The 14,863-nt window shown below is 28.7% G+C and carries 22 protein-coding genes and 1 tRNA gene; 21 read left to right on the top strand and 2 right to left on the bottom strand.

Features of this window, described 5'->3' with window-relative positions:
- Nucleotides 1-63: 63 nt before the first annotated feature.
- The 3 genes from ACTNBA_RS06510 (at nucleotide 64) to ACTNBA_RS06500 (ending at nucleotide 1,512) form a co-directional block, all read left to right on the top strand.
- On the top strand, nucleotides 64-900 hold the full coding sequence (locus ACTNBA_RS06510) for a hypothetical protein (protein WP_441073114.1): 837 nt from the start codon (nucleotides 64-66) through the stop codon (nucleotides 898-900).
- 37 nt (nucleotides 901-937) lie between these two features.
- A complete protein-coding gene (locus tag ACTNBA_RS06505) occupies nucleotides 938-1,276 on the top strand; it encodes a hypothetical protein (protein ID WP_441073113.1) in 339 nt (112 codons plus the stop codon).
- An 89-nt stretch (nucleotides 1,277-1,365) separates the two neighbouring features.
- A complete protein-coding gene (locus tag ACTNBA_RS06500) occupies nucleotides 1,366-1,512 on the top strand; it encodes a hypothetical protein (protein ID WP_441073112.1) in 147 nt (48 codons plus the stop codon).
- A 38-nt stretch (nucleotides 1,513-1,550) separates the two neighbouring features.
- Here ACTNBA_RS06500 and ACTNBA_RS06495 read toward each other — a convergent pair whose 3' ends face one another.
- On the bottom strand, nucleotides 1,551-1,910 hold the full coding sequence (locus ACTNBA_RS06495) for a hypothetical protein (RefSeq protein WP_441073111.1): 360 nt from the start codon (nucleotides 1,908-1,910) through the stop codon (nucleotides 1,551-1,553).
- Nucleotides 1,911-1,997: 87 nt separating this feature from the next.
- Between ACTNBA_RS06495 and ACTNBA_RS06490 the strand changes: the two genes are divergently transcribed.
- The 11 genes from ACTNBA_RS06490 to ACTNBA_RS06440 all read left to right on the top strand — a co-directional run bounded on the left by ACTNBA_RS06490 (nucleotide 1,998) and on the right by ACTNBA_RS06440 (nucleotide 9,773).
- Nucleotides 1,998-2,177 carry a hypothetical protein gene (locus ACTNBA_RS06490; protein WP_441073110.1) on the top strand — a complete coding sequence of 60 codons (180 nt, stop codon included), beginning with the start codon at nucleotides 1,998-2,000 and terminating at the stop codon, nucleotides 2,175-2,177.
- Nucleotides 2,146-2,586: a pyrophosphohydrolase domain-containing protein gene (locus ACTNBA_RS06485; RefSeq protein WP_441073109.1), complete on the top strand. Its 441-nt coding sequence runs from the start codon at nucleotides 2,146-2,148 to the stop codon at nucleotides 2,584-2,586. The genes ACTNBA_RS06490 and ACTNBA_RS06485 overlap by 32 nt, the downstream gene beginning before the upstream one ends.
- 10 nt (nucleotides 2,587-2,596) lie before the next feature.
- Entirely contained in the window at nucleotides 2,597-4,489 is a 1,893-nt protein-coding gene (locus ACTNBA_RS06480) for a DNA primase family protein (protein WP_441073108.1), read from the top strand.
- A gap of 365 nt (nucleotides 4,490-4,854) precedes the next feature.
- A complete protein-coding gene (locus tag ACTNBA_RS06475) occupies nucleotides 4,855-5,292 on the top strand; it encodes an RNA polymerase sigma factor (protein ID WP_441073107.1) in 438 nt (145 codons plus the stop codon).
- Between the two features lie 125 nt (nucleotides 5,293-5,417).
- The gene (locus ACTNBA_RS06470) at nucleotides 5,418-5,834 is read left to right on the top strand and encodes a helix-turn-helix domain-containing protein (RefSeq protein WP_441073106.1); all 417 of its coding nucleotides are present in this window, start codon (nucleotides 5,418-5,420) and stop codon (nucleotides 5,832-5,834) included.
- Between the two features lie 243 nt (nucleotides 5,835-6,077).
- On the top strand, nucleotides 6,078-6,641 hold the full coding sequence (locus ACTNBA_RS06465; protein WP_441073105.1) for a recombinase family protein: 564 nt from the start codon (nucleotides 6,078-6,080) through the stop codon (nucleotides 6,639-6,641).
- Between the two features lie 51 nt (nucleotides 6,642-6,692).
- On the top strand, nucleotides 6,693-6,959 hold the full coding sequence (locus ACTNBA_RS06460) for a DUF1883 domain-containing protein (RefSeq protein WP_441073104.1): 267 nt from the start codon (nucleotides 6,693-6,695) through the stop codon (nucleotides 6,957-6,959).
- 41 nt (nucleotides 6,960-7,000) lie between these two features.
- A tRNA-Asn gene (locus ACTNBA_RS06455) sits at nucleotides 7,001-7,077 on the top strand.
- Between the two features lie 137 nt (nucleotides 7,078-7,214).
- Nucleotides 7,215-7,436 (top strand): hypothetical protein, encoded by a 222-nt coding sequence (locus ACTNBA_RS06450; protein ID WP_441073103.1) that lies wholly within the window; start codon nucleotides 7,215-7,217, stop codon nucleotides 7,434-7,436.
- A 51-nt stretch (nucleotides 7,437-7,487) separates the two neighbouring features.
- Nucleotides 7,488-7,985 (top strand): hypothetical protein, encoded by a 498-nt coding sequence (locus ACTNBA_RS06445; RefSeq protein ID WP_441073102.1) that lies wholly within the window; start codon nucleotides 7,488-7,490, stop codon nucleotides 7,983-7,985.
- Between the two features lie 27 nt (nucleotides 7,986-8,012).
- A complete protein-coding gene (locus tag ACTNBA_RS06440; RefSeq protein WP_441073101.1) occupies nucleotides 8,013-9,773 on the top strand; it encodes a hypothetical protein in 1,761 nt (586 codons plus the stop codon).
- A 22-nt stretch (nucleotides 9,774-9,795) separates the two neighbouring features.
- On the opposite strand, the gene ACTNBA_RS06435 is transcribed toward ACTNBA_RS06440, so the two are convergent.
- Complete coding sequence (locus tag ACTNBA_RS06435; RefSeq protein WP_346890737.1) at nucleotides 9,796-9,993, bottom strand: helix-turn-helix domain-containing protein; 198 nt, start codon at nucleotides 9,991-9,993, stop codon at nucleotides 9,796-9,798.
- Between the two features lie 152 nt (nucleotides 9,994-10,145).
- Here ACTNBA_RS06435 and ACTNBA_RS06430 point away from each other — a divergent pair, with 152 nt between their 5' ends.
- From ACTNBA_RS06430 to ACTNBA_RS06400, 7 genes are all read left to right on the top strand, one after another.
- A complete protein-coding gene (locus tag ACTNBA_RS06430; protein ID WP_441073100.1) occupies nucleotides 10,146-10,415 on the top strand; it encodes a hypothetical protein in 270 nt (89 codons plus the stop codon).
- Nucleotides 10,415-11,281: a PDDEXK family nuclease gene (locus tag ACTNBA_RS06425; RefSeq protein WP_441073099.1), complete on the top strand. Its 867-nt coding sequence runs from the start codon at nucleotides 10,415-10,417 to the stop codon at nucleotides 11,279-11,281. The genes ACTNBA_RS06430 and ACTNBA_RS06425 overlap by 1 nt, the downstream gene beginning before the upstream one ends.
- A gap of 34 nt (nucleotides 11,282-11,315) precedes the next feature.
- The gene (locus ACTNBA_RS06420; RefSeq protein ID WP_441073098.1) at nucleotides 11,316-12,656 is read left to right on the top strand and encodes a phage portal protein; all 1,341 of its coding nucleotides are present in this window, start codon (nucleotides 11,316-11,318) and stop codon (nucleotides 12,654-12,656) included.
- A complete protein-coding gene (locus ACTNBA_RS06415) occupies nucleotides 12,656-13,378 on the top strand; it encodes a minor capsid protein (protein WP_441073097.1) in 723 nt (240 codons plus the stop codon). Before ACTNBA_RS06420 ends, ACTNBA_RS06415 begins: the two co-directional genes overlap by 1 nt.
- Before the next feature lie 37 nt (nucleotides 13,379-13,415).
- Nucleotides 13,416-13,694: a hypothetical protein gene (locus ACTNBA_RS06410; RefSeq protein ID WP_441073096.1), complete on the top strand. Its 279-nt coding sequence runs from the start codon at nucleotides 13,416-13,418 to the stop codon at nucleotides 13,692-13,694.
- A 128-nt stretch (nucleotides 13,695-13,822) separates the two neighbouring features.
- The gene (locus ACTNBA_RS06405; protein ID WP_441073095.1) at nucleotides 13,823-14,458 is read left to right on the top strand and encodes a DUF4355 domain-containing protein; all 636 of its coding nucleotides are present in this window, start codon (nucleotides 13,823-13,825) and stop codon (nucleotides 14,456-14,458) included.
- A 12-nt stretch (nucleotides 14,459-14,470) separates the two neighbouring features.
- Nucleotides 14,471-14,845 carry a carbon-nitrogen hydrolase family protein gene (locus tag ACTNBA_RS06400; protein ID WP_441073094.1) on the top strand — a complete coding sequence of 125 codons (375 nt, stop codon included), beginning with the start codon at nucleotides 14,471-14,473 and terminating at the stop codon, nucleotides 14,843-14,845.
- Nucleotides 14,846-14,863 lie beyond the last annotated feature (18 nt).

Below are 14,863 nucleotides of genomic sequence, written 5' to 3'. Positions count from 1 at the left end.
AAAAATAAAATCGGAGTAATACTAGTTAAAATGTGAGTACTCACCTCCTGACGAGGAGGAAAAATGAAAATATTAAGCTGTGGAGCGGGTATGCAAAGTACAGCATTAGCATTAATGAGTTGTGAAAAGAAGAAATATGGAGATGATATATATCCAGAAGTACCAATCTATGATGCAATATTATTTTGTGATCTAGGAGAAGAACCTAGATGGGTATACGACCAGGTTTATTTTATCCAGTGTGCTTGTGAAGATGTGGGAATACCTTTTTATGTATTAGAGAGTAATCTTCATTCTCACTATGTTGAGAATTTTGGAAAAGCTAGAGTAGTAAGCATTCCTTTTTGGACTATTGATGAAAGTGGTAAGAAAGGTAAAATGATGAGAAATTGCACTTTAGATTACAAAATAAATGTAATGCAAAAGTTTATTAGAGCAAATTTACTAGGTTATAAAAAGGGACAACGTACTAGGAGTGAGGACTTAAAAGCTCATGAGATGCATCTAGGTTTTTCGGTTGAAGAAAAACATAGGTGTAAAGATAATCCACACAAGATGTTCGTTAATAAGTTTCCTTTATGTGATATGAATTTAGAGAGAAAAGATAATTATGCATATATAAAAGATGTTTGGGGTTTGGAAACTAAAGCAAGTGCATGTACATTTTGCCCTTTTCATAGAAATTATTTTTTTAAACATTTAAAAGCTAATTATCAAGAAGAATATAGGAAGTTAATTGAGTTTGATGATTTATTAGAAATAGAACAACCTAATACAAAAATTAGAAGTAAATTATATATTTCTAGAAGTAGAAAAAGAATTAAAGACCTTAACGAAGATGATTTTAATGATAAAGAAACTTTTGACTATAAAGGTGAACAAATTTGGAATGGTTTTTAGTTCACAATTTGATAAAAATGCGAAGGAGGATATGTGAATGTTTGAATATATTAAAGCAAGTAATATAGGTAAAGATGGTATTGAATATATAGGTGCAACAGTTAATCCTTATTGGCTTGATGATTATGGTTTAGGGAATGGAAAGCTAATAGTATTGACTAATAATCATATTAAAAATACTTATGAAATTGAGGAATTTAGACATGTACATGGATGTCCACAATTCGTTAATTCAATTAAAAAAGGGAAAGATGAAATAAAAACAGTTGGCGAATTTAAAATGTGGCTTATTAATAATGGGTATTCAGATGAAGATTTTATAAAAGGAATAAAAGAAGTTTATCCAGATACTTATGAAAAGTATTATAAATTTTAATTCGCAATTCAATAAAAGTGTAAAGTTTTAATTGAAGGATCATTAAATCAAAGGAGAGATTTCATTGATTAAAAATATTTTATGGAAATATGACAGTGAACTGGGTTGGGCTTATTTTTGTCCAGGTTGTAAAAAGTTCTTATGTGATAATGAAAAAAAGTGTGAATGTGGACAAGAAATTAATTGGAATAAAAAAGATGAATACAAAGGCAAAGTTAAATGGAGTTAATGAATAATTCAATAAAGGGTGACAATTTTGTCACCCAACATTACATTATGGTAGTTCGATGAATGCATTAACAGCATCTTTAAAGTTTTCAAATTCGATGTTACTCCATTGATGAGAATGAAATGTTGAAAAATTATTTAAAAACTCATTACTTAAATTATCGAATTTATTAAAAATATGTTCAACCTCAGCATTTTCAAGTTCTTCAATTCTTGAGTAATAAAGAGCTTTACAACTTTCTATTATAGAAATAGCTTGATTAATATAAGCAGCAGCTTTAATTTCATTTGATGCATTAGAAAGTTCTTTATCATCAAATAATATTTCATTTGCTGAGTAACAAGCAAAGTAACTTCTTTTAATTGAAGACTTTATATACGATATTCTTGATTGAGAAAAATCCATAATTTACACCTACCATGACTTAATGGTAATACAACATTTAGAAATTAACAAGTTGATAAATTATAAAAAACAAAGGAGGAATAAACAATGGCAGCAATTCTCTTTATAATGCTAGTGTTAGTAATTTACATCATGTTTATATTTAAATCTAAGGATGAAAAAAGAGATATGATGTGTTTAGAGAAGTGCAACATGAAGGACTGTGATTATTGCATTGATAAAGAACAATGCACATATGGAAGGAGAAAAACAAAAGATGTTAAGTGAGAGAGAATTTAAAGAACAGGATCAAGCTAAGATTAAAGATATTAATTTATTAATAGAGGAGTTTCTCAAAGTTAAAGACTTTAAAATAGCTATTAAAATTATAAAAAAGTATAACTCATATATTAAATTCCTTAAGCTAAGATTAAAAGAAAAAGTTACTACGCAGCTAGTAAATATAAATTTAAACAATGTTACTAAAGAGCAACAACTCAGTAAGATCCATGAAGAAGATGAAGAGTTTTTACAAGCTGCAAAGTTAAATGATTATGACAACATGATAGAAGAATTTTGGGACTGTGTACAAGTGAGGTTAGGATATTTAAATATGCATGGAATAAGGGCCGCAGAAGTTATGAATGGTTACAATAAGCATCTAAGAAAACTTAAGAATAGACCTAGAGGTAAATAGAGGTGATAACATGAATACTAGTAAAACTTATAATTTAATATTTAACAAGTATTATCCTTTAATAGCTGGAACTAAAAAACCCAACGTTAAAGAAGTAAATGAGGAATCAGCTCAGAGTTATAGTGACATATCAAAACTAGATGATTATGGAGCTACACTTAATCCTCAGACTATTATGGTTGATATTGATGATATGGTCCAAGCTAAGAGGGTTCAAAAGATATTAGAAAAGTTAAATGTTAATTGTGTAATTATCCAGACTTCCAATGGTATGCATTTTCACTTTTTAAATACAAATATAAAGTCAAATAAGCAGCACTATTATACTGCTTTAGGAATTAAAACAGAAACTAAATATCCACATCCCAATGTAGTAACTCCTATAAAATTAAACGGAGTGGAACGTAAAATAGTAAGAAGTACTGAAAAGTTAGATAAACTTCCAATATGGTTAATACCATTAAGTAAAAAATTTAATATGGATTTTTCAAAGCTCCAGGAAGGTGATGGGAGAAACGATACCTTATTCTCTTATATACTTACTCTTCAGCAGCAAGCTATGACTAAAGATGAAATAAGAGAAGTAATAAGAGTTATTAATCAATTCATACTTAAAGAGCCAGTTTCAGATAAAGAGCTTGATGTAATTTTAAGAGATAAAGCTTTTCTTAAAGAGTCCTTTTACCTTAAAAGTAAATTACAATATGAAAAGTTAGCTATATATCTGATAAGAGAGCATCATGTAGTGAAGATGAATGATACACTTCATGTTTACAAAGAAGGTTATTATACTTCTGATAGTGATGAAATTGAACGTAACATGCTTCAATACATTATTAATTCAACTAGAAGTCCAAGAAGTGAGGTATTAAGATATTTGGAGCTTAGATCCCAGGAGGTAGAAATGGAATCTCCAAAACTAATAGCTTTAAAGAATGGCATATTAGATATTGAAAATAAAACTTTAGGAGATTTCAATCCAGAATTTAAGATTAAAAATAAAATTCCAGTTAATTATAATCCAGCTGCTTATTCAGAGATTATGGACAAGACTTTAAATAAAATATGCTGCAATGATAAGCAGTTACGACTACTTATAGAAGAAATGATAGGTTATATACTCTTTAGGAGAAATGAACTAGGTAAGTGTTTTATACTCACTGGTCATGGAGCCAATGGTAAATCAACTTTATTAGATGTAATAAAAAGACTCATTGGTAAAGAAAATCTATCAAGCGTGGCCCTTAATGAATTAAATGATAGATTCAGGACTTTTCAACTTGAAGGAAAACTTGCAAATATAGGTGATGATATCAGTAACGGTTATATTGACGATAACTCAACCTTTAAGAAATTAGTTACTGGGGAAACAGTAAATGTTGAAAGAAAGGGTAAGGATCCATTTGATTTTAATAACTATAGTAAATTAATTTTCTCATGCAATGAGATACCAAGAATTAATGATTTATCAGATGGACTTAAGAGAAGGATTATTTTTATTCCTTTCAATGCTAAATTCAGTAAACACGATCTAGATTATGATCCATTCATAATAGACAAGCTTATGGATAACAGCTCTTTGGAGTATTTATTAAAATTAGCTTTGGAGGGACTAGAAAGAATTTTATATAATAGAGCATTTACTACTCCAAAATCAGTTGAAGATACCTGGGACGATTATGAAAAAAGAAACAATCCCATTATTGGTTTCTTAGAAGAAGGTAAAATTGAGAATGAATCCACAAAGGATGTTTATCTTCAATATCAGACTTATTGCACAGAATCAGGATTAAAACATTTATCTAGAATTGCTTTCAGTAGAGAAATATGCAAGCATGGATTTAAAACCAAACAAGTTAAGATTAATGGTAAGAGAATATCAATATTCATTAAAGAAGACTAAGATATCAAAACACACTCAACCAAAGTGATAGCAACAGTAATAGTGGTTATATTACTAAGATATACTAGAATGATATTAAATATCTTAGCACCTTTAAAAGTTAATAATAGCAATGGGTTGAGATATGTATTACTAAGATAACTAAGATGTTTTTAACTTCTTATACTTTAAATTACTAATTCTCAAAAAGAGTATATTATATATATAAGAAATTATATATATATCTTAGTACCTTTTTTAAATTTTCAAGTTGACTTAAATGTAATAATATCAATGCTTTGAAGGGAACTAAGATATGATAAAAATTTATATATTCATCTTAGTTATATTAGTACCCCTAATTTAAAAAAAGAGGTGAATAACAAATGACAAATAGTAAGGTTAGAAGAGTTGAAGCTATGCTTTATAATTATAATAAAACTATAATTGATATAAAGAATATGAAGTTAGATTTAGAAGTATTAGAGAATGATTATAGAGGTGTAGGAAGTATGACTTATGAAGAACGTACTCAACCAACTAATGCCTTTAGCTCCAGTGTAGAAAATGAAATAGTAAAAAGAGATGAAAAGATAATACGTTTAAGAAATAAGATAAGACTTAAAGAAATAGAAATTCAAAAGATAGATAATATGCTAGAGTTTTTAAAGGAGAAAGAACGTGATTTTGTAAGGTTAAAATACTTTGAAAAGAATACTCATAATGAGATAAGTGAGAAAATAGACATATCTTTTGACTATATAAATGAGTATAGATTAAAGACAATTAATAAAATATCTAGTTTTATTCTAGAAGAAATATAGGTTAAACTCTATACTTACACTTATTGTAATTCCTTAAAGCTATGTAGTATAGTAGTACTATAGAAATAAATCAATTAAGACACCCTTTACAAGGTGTCTATTTTTTATGTAAGGAGGTACGTTATATGAATATATTATCAAAAGAACAAAGTGATATGATTGATATGATGCTTGAAGGTGTTCCAATGACTAGCATTGCAAAGGAGATAGGAGTTCATAGAAGTACTCTTTATGTTTGGAAGGACTTAGATTATGTTCGGGCTGAGCTCGAGGAGCGTAGGAGACAGCTTAGAAAAGCAGCAAAGGATAAGTTAACAGCTAATGTTACTAATTATGTGGCCAATCTAATAGAGTTAGCTAATAATAGTAGTGACCAAAGGGTGAAGCTCCAAGCTAATAAGTACCTATTAGACCAGGCTATTGGTTCACCATCCGTAACCAAAGAAGAAACAAATACTCCTGGTAATGGTGATAAGAGTAAAGATACTAATACTCTTAAGAAAGAGCTTGATGATATTAAGAACTTGAAGGTTGTTAAGTAGTTTGTTTGAAGTATGCTTATAATAAACAATTAAATAATATATAATTATGTTTGTTTAAAATTGTTTTATTAATAAATAAACAAATGTTTCATAAAGTTATTGACTCTAAATAAACACTAGGTATATAATGTAAATATAGAGATGACTGGAGAGGGGTACCTTCTAAAATGGAGGTCTATAAATACCCCGTTGACCAGTTACACAATTTCTATAATATTTTTGAAAAACCGGAGGTGTTTATAAATGAATATTGCTTATGCTAGAGTATCTTCATTAGAACAACATGAAGATAGACAACTTGAAGGACTTAAAAAATACAATATAGATAAATGGTTTACTGAAAAAGGTTCAGGAATAAATTATAACAGACCAGAGTTACAGAATATGCTTGAATTTGCTAGAGAAGGAGATACTATTTATATTTGGGATTTTTCAAGATTATCAAGGAGTCTTAAAGATCTTCTTAAGATAGTAGAACAATTAGAAAATAAGGGGATTACATTAATAAGTATTAAAGAGAATCTTGATAGCTCAACGCCAACAGGAAAACTAATGCTTAGCATGGTAGGAGCTATAAATGAATTTGAAAGAGCTAATACTCTTGAAAGACAAAGAGAAGGTATTGCAATTGCTAAGGCAAAGGGAAAATACAAGGGAAGAAAACAAATAGAATACCCTGATAACTGGAAAGAAGTATATGATGATTGGAAAGTAAGAGAAATTACTGCAGTAAAAGCAATGGAGCTTACTGGACTTAAAAAAAATACTTTTTATAAGTTAATAAAAGAGTATGAAGAAAATAAATAGAGGAAATTACCAAATCTTGTAGAATTTAATCTATGAGAGGAGGTGCTCATAATGAATTTTAAATATGGGGATGGGAATTATAATGAAGGTGATGTAATTGTTGTTAAGCTTGATAAACAAGCAAATGTAATTCTATTAGATCCTACTAATTTTAGTAATTTTAAAAATGGTAGAAAATATAGTTATTACGGTGGACTTGCTAAAGTTTCTCCATTTGAAATAATCGTTCCTAGAACTGGTCATTGGTATTTAGTCGTAAATTTAGGTGGTTATGCTGGAACAGTAAATTATTCAGTAAGTGTTATTAGTAATAGTTAGTTACAAAGAAGAGCTCTAGAAATAGGGTTCTTTTTATATATGGAAATATAGCTCAGTTTGGTAGAGCAGTAGGCTGTTAACCTATGTGTCGAGAGTTCAAATCTCTCTATTTCCGCCATGGCTTTCTTAGGCTGACATCCTTTCTTTGAATAAAAAGAACTTCAACTGTTATAATAGTATGACTGGGAAACCAGTAGATCTAAAAAGCACTTTATATGAGTGCTTTTTTTAATACATAAAAAATGAGGTGAGAGTATGAAAGGATATTATACTGCATATAAGTGCAAAGGTTGTGGTAAAGAAATTATTTTAATAACTTCAGAAGTTATTTCATCTAAAAATACTGGTAAATATATTTCATGCTCCCACTGTGGTTGTAAAAAGCTAACTAAGGAAAAAGAAACTGATGATCTTAGAGAAGTAATGAAAGCTAGAAGATATAAAAGAAATTCTAGAGGTGCTATTGAGCAGATTTAAAGGAATATTGGAACTTCTGTAGAATAATGTATTTTATGGGAGGGGATTTTAATGACTAATAAGATTGGAGAATTTTCTTTACCATCAAAAGAAGAATTAAATAATATGATGGAATTAAGTAGAGTTTCGCAAATGAATGAGTTATTGAGACCACAACGTGAATTAGAAAAACAAATAAACGAGGTTAGTAAGGAAATTGCATTAAAAAGAAAAGAAAAGGAAGACCGTGAAATAAGAAATCTTGAGATAAGTGAGGAAAGACTTGAATACGATAAATTAAAAGTTTTTCTTTTACAAAGTGTTAATAAAGAGCAAAAGGAAATGCTAGAAAAGGTTGATTCATTACTTGATACTATTGAATTTGGTAATAAAGTTGGAGAAAACAATTTAGAAATTATTCAACAAGAATTATTAAATATAAAGCAATCCACAAATAATTTAAATGAAAGTTTTATAAAACTTATAGAAAAGAAAATGATGGAAATGGGTGTAGAAGCTGCTGTAAAATATTTTTTCATAGGGATAAAAGAACTATTTTTAAAACCATAAAATAATTATAAGTAGAGGTGATAAAGCTTGAAAATACCATTTGATTTTCCTAGTGATGAAGCTCGTAACAAATGGCTGCTTTATCACTATCTTAAAAAATCCTATACTGATATAGGTATTCCAGAAAATGAAGCTGAGGAATTAACTGATGAAAGAATTATAGAAAACTCTAAGAATTTGTTTGGATTCCATGGATTAGCGTGGCAATTAGGACAAATTTCCCTAGAGTTTTTTTGTATGTATTTTTTACAAGATATATATTTACCTAAAGAAGATAATGCTGCAGCTCCAATAGCTCATGTTCATGAAGAATTGTGGCATGATATTCAAGATTCTATTATTGGAACCGGACCTGAACAATTAGGGAGAGTTCTTCCAAGGGGTACTGGTAAAAGTGCATTTGGTACCTTAGGTCCTACTTGTTGGAGTGTAGCTTATAAACATAAAACCTATGTGTTGATATGTTCTGATATAGGATCTACTGCTGAAAAATTTATAAAAGATATTAAGGATAACATGATAGAAAACCCTTATATTGAGATATCATTTGGAAAGTTACTTGATGATAGAAATAAAAAATATATTTGTAATGCAACTCAACTTGAATTTACAAATAATACTTTTGTTGAAGCTATTTCATCTACATCTCCAATGAGAGGTAGAAAATATAAAAACGTAAGGCCGGATTTAATTATCTTAGATGATTATCAATCTGAGGATGACTGTAGAACAGAAGAAGCCAGGGAAAAGAAATGGAAAAAATATTCTGATGATGTTAAATTTGCAAAGCAAAGACCAGTTAAAAGAAATGGTAAAATAATTAAAAAAGGTACTGTTCTTATGGCCTGGGGAACTCAACAGCATAAAGAATGTTTCTATTCAAGGTTGATTAAATCTCCTACTTGGATATTTAAAAAAGAAAAAGGAGTTCTAGTTGATGATGTAGATAAATATTTTAATTCTGGGTTATGGTTAAAGTTCAAAACTATTCTTAATGAGTTTAAAAATACCTCCAGGTTAGAAGATGCTAAAGAGTTTTATTATAAACATGAAAGTAAAATGCAATTTAATACTCTATGGAGTGAGTTTTGGGATTGCTTAGAACTTGCTCTTGATTATTTTGAAAATCCTAATTCTTTTAAACAAGAGGTTCAAGGTGATGTTGATTCTATAGGTGAAAAATGGTTTAAGCAAATGCATACTGAACCTAGAGAAATAATAGAAACTCATGAATTTATAAAAACAATGTTAATAGTTGACCCTGCATCATCCGGTGGGAAAAAGAATGATTACAGTGCATATTTAATTGGGTCTACTGCTATTAATGGTAATAAATATATTAGGCTTGGTGAATTAGCAAAAATAAACGCTAGGCAGGAATTTGATAAGTATGTAGGTCATATGGTAGAGCTTTTACTTGAATACCAAGATATAACACATGTGTGTATTGAGAAAAATACATTCAATTCAAGTGATGCTTTTATGTTGGAAAAGTTAATTAGAGAAAATGAAATCTTAAAGTATAGAAATATTACAATAATAAATGAAATGCAAAAAAGGAACAAAGATGATAAAATTTCAACTGCTATTCCTTATGTAAATAAAGGACAAATAGTATTTGCTGAAGAAGATGAAGAATTCAATAAGCAAGTTCTTGAGTTTACAGGTCAGAAATTTTCACAACATGATGATGCTCCAGATGTACTTTCAGAATTTCTTATTAGAGTTGAGCAAATTCAGACAGTAAATAGAATTCAATTATTTGATAGAAAGTTATTTGGATTATAAAAAAAGAGATTTTTAATCTCTTTTAATCTGAAATATTTTCCATAATATCACCAGGTTGACAGTTGAGAAAGTCACATATTTTTTGGATAACTTCAGTTGTAACAGTTTCACCTTTGGACAATTTCGCCAATGTTGGTGATGAAATTACTTTTAATAAATCAGTTTTTTTCATTTCTCTACGAGAAATTAAATCAAACAATTTATAGTATTTAATCGACATACACTCACCTCACATATAATATAACACTTATTTAATATTAGTGTCAAATAATGTTTTATTAGCAAACACTAATAAAAAGTATTGACAATTATATTAATGTACGCTAATATTATGTTAATGATAGCTAATATAAATTTGAGGAGTGGTGTATTATGAATAGAAACGTAAATGAAATTTTGAGAAAAAAGTATGAAACTAGTAATGAATTTGTTATTGAAGTGCTTGAGGATTCGGAAGATAAATATCATGAAGAGTTATTAGCAAAAATGCCAGAAGAGTTAAAACATACTTTTAATAAGTATACTGAATTATTAAATCATATGTTTGAGTTAAAAGTAGAATTAGCATATGAGAATGGAATATCTGATGGTGCAAAAAATACAAAAACTAGATTGTTGTTAAATTTAAAGGAGATGTATTAATGCCTAAGAAATTAACCATTGATGAAGTTATAGATAGATTATCGAAAATTAACCCTAGAGTAACTATATTAAGTAATATCTACGTGAATAGTAAAACTCACTTAGATTGTAAATGCAACAGCTGTGATTACAAATGGAAAGCTATTTGGAACAGTTTGCAAAAAGGAATTGGATGCCCTAGATGTTCAGGTAAATCAAAGCCTAACATAAGTAAAATAGAAAGTGATTTAAAAAATCGTAACATTAAATTATTAAGTAAAGAATATAGTAACATTTATAGTGAATTTGATTGTGAGTGTTTAAATTGTGGGTACAAGTGGAAGGCATCTTATACAAATTTAATTCATAATAAAACAGGATGTGCTAGGTGTAGTAAAAAGTTAAAACATGATATTGAAAAAATAAAAACAGAAATTAATGGGATTACTGTTTTAAGTAAAATATATAAAAATAATAGAACTCCATTATTATGTGAATGTAATAAATGTCATCATAAATGGTATAGTAATTATCATGAATTGAAAGCTGGGAAAGGGTGTCCATTATGCAATGCATCTTTGGGAGAAAAGAAGATTTATGAATGGTTAAGATCTAATGATATAGAATTTAAATATCAGCATAAGTTTAAAGATTGTAAATATAAATCTCAATTAGTTTTTGATTTTTATATTCCAAATTTAAATGTATGCGTTGAATTTGATGGAGAATTACATTTTAAGCAAACTTCTTTAAATTGTGACTTAGAAGTACAAAAGTTAAGGGATAATACGAAAAATGAATATTGTAAATATAAAAACATTAAATTAATTAGGATACCATATTGGAAAATAAATAAAATAGAAGACATATTAAAGAGTGCGTTATAGTGCTCTTTTTATATTAGATTATAGGAGGTGTGATATGAAGCTTAGTGATTTAGTTAAAAAATTATTTAAAAAGGAAGTTGGATTAAACCTAAATAATCCAGAACATTTAAAGTTAGTTAAAAAAGCTTATGGTAGTTTTTATGTTTTTAGAAATCTATATAATAAAATGTATGATTATTACAAGGGAGATACTGATGCAATTAAAAAGTATCTGTTTGTAACTGAAAGGTCTAATCTTAAAATAAATGTAAATTTTATAAAGAAATTTATTAAAGAAGAAGTTGCATATACACTAGGTAATGATATAACTTATGAGTCTAGAATAGATAATAAAAACGTTATAAAGGACATTGAATATTATACTGCACACTGGGATGAGTTACATGATACAAATGTTATGAAATACTTATTGGTGTTTTCCAAGGTGTATGAACTTTATTATATAAATGATAATGCTGATTTTTGTAGTAAAATTATAAAACCTACTGATGGATATGCTTATAAGGATAATTCTTCAGGGAAGGTTTTATTTTTTATTCATACTTTTAAAAATGATTTTGAAACTACTAATTCATACGTTGATGTTTATACTGATGATCTGATTTATCACTTTGATAATAAATTTAATCAGATATCTACTCCAACTGCAAATATTTTTGGAGAGGTGCCAGTTACAATAGGAGCACTTACTGAGGAATTAACTGATGATAGTTTATTTAAAGATTTAAAAGGACTTCAAGATGCATTTGAAACTAATTTATCAGATGTTGGTAATGAAATAAGTGATTTTAGAAATGCTTATTTATTATTTAAAAATGCACAAGTGGATGAAGGTGATATTCCTAATATGAAAAAGTTGGGAGTTATACAATTTCCACAAGCTGGTGGTGATGCAGCTTGGTTAATAAAAAATATTAATGATACATTTATTCAAAATACTCTAGATAGATATGAAGATACAATGTATCAAATTGCTTGTCATATAAATCATAATGAAAAGCTTCAGAGTAATGTATCTGGAGTAACTCTTCAATCAAGGTTGATAGTACTAGAGAATAAATGTAATTTACAAATTAAGGCTCACAAAAATATAGTGAAAAATAGAATTAGATTTCTATTTATCTATTTAGACCTAAAAAAGAACAAAAAGTATGATTATAAAGATGTTAAGGCTTTATATACTCCTAACATACCTAGTGATGATTTAGCTACCGCTCAAATGTTAAATCAAACACCTGATGGAACTATTTCAAAGGATACCGCTAGAGGATTATTCAGTTTTATTAATAATAAAGTTGCTGAAGCTGAAAAGGTTAAAAGAGAAAAGGAAGAAGAGTTACCTAAAATAGATTTAGATAAGCTAGGTGATGAATAATGACTAGAGAAGAAGAATTTATCGAAAGTCTTTATGATGAAGCGGAAGAACAAACGAAAGAAGTTTATAGAGAACAGAAGAAAAACAAGGATGAATTGCTTCAAGAAATAGCTTTGATAATGCTTACGTACACAGTCTTAGAAGGTGTGATGGCACTTAATATTAAGCAGAGAAATAAAGAGCTTATAAGGCTAAATGAGGTAATTAAAAAAGCAACTATAGGACAAGCGACACTACAGGAGAAAACTATATTTAATATCTTAACTAACATCACAGGAAAAACCTTTAATTTCTACTCTTACAACAAAGGGTTAGAAGATGTTAGAAAAATTATTGAAGCTAATTTTAAAGGAAAGCATTTTTCAACTAGGGTATGGGACAATGAGAGAGAGGTAGCAAAGCATCTTAAAAAGCAAGTTGAGAATTTTCTTAATGGTAAGGTTAATGTAAATCAAATCAAGAAGGATATTGAGGAAATATATAATACTAATGCTTATAATGCTAAAAGATTAGTTGAAACGGAAGTTAATAGATGTTCTAGCAATGCTTTCGATAGACTTTGCAAAGAAACTGGCGTTAAAAGGGTTAGGTACAATGCAACTTTAGATAGTAGAACATGTCCTAAATGTTCACAGCATCATGATAAACCATTCGATTTCGATGAAAAAATAGAATTACCTCAACATGCGTTATGTAGGTGTTTCTATACTATAGAAGATTAATAAGCATTTACTCATATAAAGAGTAGGTGCTTTTATTATGTTCAAAATTAAAAAAGGGGGAAATGCAATGTTAAAATTTTATTTAGTAACAATAGGATTATTTTATTTATCGTTTGCTTTATTGGTTATGAGGTATTTTATTAATAAAAGCAAGATAACATTAGGTAAAAACCAAGAAAGGTGGTTTACAATCATAAGACTTTTGGTTTTTGGTGCAATACCGATAATGAATATATTTGCTACTATGGTTTATATTTATTATTCAACTTTGGCTGATACTGAAAAATTTATAAAGATGATGAATGGCAAGCTTTAGAAATAAGGCTTTTTATTATACCTAAAATACGTCTTGTGGGCTTGAAGTGTACAAGGGGTATAAATACATTGCTTGATAAATAATTTGTGTCCTAAGGCTCATGTGAGGTTTAGGGGATAGGAGGATATATGTTAAAGAAAGAATTGTTAAAATTAATAGAAAAAGCTGGTGATGATGAAAATATAGATTCATTGCTAGAAAATAGTGATTTAGCTAAGTCACTACAAGCTAGTGGACTTACCTTAGATGCATTTAAGGAGAAAATGAAAACTGATAAGGATTTTAAAGCTTATATTGAGAGTGAAAATGATAAATATCACAATAAGGCTTTAAAAACATGGAAGGAAAACAACTTAGAAAAGGAACTTGAACCTTTCATTACGGAGAAATATCCGGATTTAGTTACTGATCCAACTCAAAAGAAACTTTTAGAATTAGAAAAAGAACTAGAAAAAGAAAGACAAGTTAATGCTAAAAAAGATTTATTAGCACAAGCAATGAAGTATGCGGCTGAAAAGAAACTACCAGCTAATTTTGTTGAGAAGTTTTTAGGTGAAGATTTAGACTCTACTAAAGCGAATTTAGATAGCTTTGCAGAGGATTGGTCTAAAGGATTAGAAACTTTAGTAGATGAAAAGATGAAAGCTAGTTCATATGTACCTGGTAATGGTGCGGATGGGAAACCAATAAGTATAGGTGCAGCAATAGCAAGCCAATTAAATAACACAAACAATGCTCCAAGTGACCCTTGGGCAAGTAAATAGGAGGAATTAATTATGAATTTTAAAAAGACAAGTTATACAAATGACATGGAGATTTTAGTAACTCCAGCAAACTTAGTAACTTTTAGTGGAACTGTTTTAGCAGCTAACGTTACTGATGGTGATGAGCATGGAAGGAAGTATGTGTTAGCTGGAAGTTTAATAGATGCTGATGGTAATGTGGTTAAGCAAACTGGGGAATTAGGTTCAGAAACTTTAACTACTACACCTGTAGGTATCCTTTATAAAACTGTGGATGTAACTAATGGTGATATGCCAGGTTCATTAATAGTTGAAGGATACTTAAGAGCAGATAGAGTTTTAGATGGCTTTGCTGCTAAAGCAATAACTGCAATTAAAACTGCATTGCCAAACATAACATTTAGATAATAAGAGGGGGAATGAAGA

The sequence above is a fragment of the Clostridium sulfidigenes genome, assembly GCF_052067195.1.
In the GTDB taxonomy this organism is placed as follows: Bacteria; Bacillota; Clostridia; order Clostridiales; family Clostridiaceae; genus Clostridium_J; species Clostridium_J sulfidigenes.
This window is presented reverse-complemented; position numbering and strand designations above follow the sequence as displayed.

Coding starts and splice junctions, on each gene's coding strand:
- ACTNBA_RS06510 (WP_441073114.1), top strand. CDS start 64: ATGAAAATATTAAGCTGTGGAGCGGGTATGCAAAGTACAGCATTAGCA.
- ACTNBA_RS06505 (WP_441073113.1), top strand. CDS start 938: ATGTTTGAATATATTAAAGCAAGTAATATAGGTAAAGATGGTATTGAA.
- ACTNBA_RS06500 (WP_441073112.1), top strand. CDS start 1,366: ATGACAGTGAACTGGGTTGGGCTTATTTTTGTCCAGGTTGTAAAAAGT.
- ACTNBA_RS06495 (WP_441073111.1), bottom strand. CDS start 1,910: ATGGATTTTTCTCAATCAAGAATATCGTATATAAAGTCTTCAATTAAA.
- ACTNBA_RS06490 (WP_441073110.1), top strand. CDS start 1,998: ATGGCAGCAATTCTCTTTATAATGCTAGTGTTAGTAATTTACATCATG.
- ACTNBA_RS06485 (WP_441073109.1), top strand. CDS start 2,146: ATGGAAGGAGAAAAACAAAAGATGTTAAGTGAGAGAGAATTTAAAGAA.
- ACTNBA_RS06480 (WP_441073108.1), top strand. CDS start 2,597: ATGAATACTAGTAAAACTTATAATTTAATATTTAACAAGTATTATCCT.
- ACTNBA_RS06475 (WP_441073107.1), top strand. CDS start 4,855: ATGACAAATAGTAAGGTTAGAAGAGTTGAAGCTATGCTTTATAATTAT.
- ACTNBA_RS06470 (WP_441073106.1), top strand. CDS start 5,418: ATGAATATATTATCAAAAGAACAAAGTGATATGATTGATATGATGCTT.
- ACTNBA_RS06465 (WP_441073105.1), top strand. CDS start 6,078: ATGAATATTGCTTATGCTAGAGTATCTTCATTAGAACAACATGAAGAT.
- ACTNBA_RS06460 (WP_441073104.1), top strand. CDS start 6,693: ATGAATTTTAAATATGGGGATGGGAATTATAATGAAGGTGATGTAATT.
- ACTNBA_RS06450 (WP_441073103.1), top strand. CDS start 7,215: ATGAAAGGATATTATACTGCATATAAGTGCAAAGGTTGTGGTAAAGAA.
- ACTNBA_RS06445 (WP_441073102.1), top strand. CDS start 7,488: ATGACTAATAAGATTGGAGAATTTTCTTTACCATCAAAAGAAGAATTA.
- ACTNBA_RS06435 (WP_346890737.1), bottom strand. CDS start 9,993: ATGTCGATTAAATACTATAAATTGTTTGATTTAATTTCTCGTAGAGAA.
- ACTNBA_RS06430 (WP_441073100.1), top strand. CDS start 10,146: ATGAATAGAAACGTAAATGAAATTTTGAGAAAAAAGTATGAAACTAGT.
- ACTNBA_RS06425 (WP_441073099.1), top strand. CDS start 10,415: ATGCCTAAGAAATTAACCATTGATGAAGTTATAGATAGATTATCGAAA.
- ACTNBA_RS06420 (WP_441073098.1), top strand. CDS start 11,316: ATGAAGCTTAGTGATTTAGTTAAAAAATTATTTAAAAAGGAAGTTGGA.
- ACTNBA_RS06415 (WP_441073097.1), top strand. CDS start 12,656: ATGACTAGAGAAGAAGAATTTATCGAAAGTCTTTATGATGAAGCGGAA.
- ACTNBA_RS06410 (WP_441073096.1), top strand. CDS start 13,416: ATGTTCAAAATTAAAAAAGGGGGAAATGCAATGTTAAAATTTTATTTA.
- ACTNBA_RS06405 (WP_441073095.1), top strand. CDS start 13,823: ATGTTAAAGAAAGAATTGTTAAAATTAATAGAAAAAGCTGGTGATGAT.
- ACTNBA_RS06400 (WP_441073094.1), top strand. CDS start 14,471: ATGAATTTTAAAAAGACAAGTTATACAAATGACATGGAGATTTTAGTA.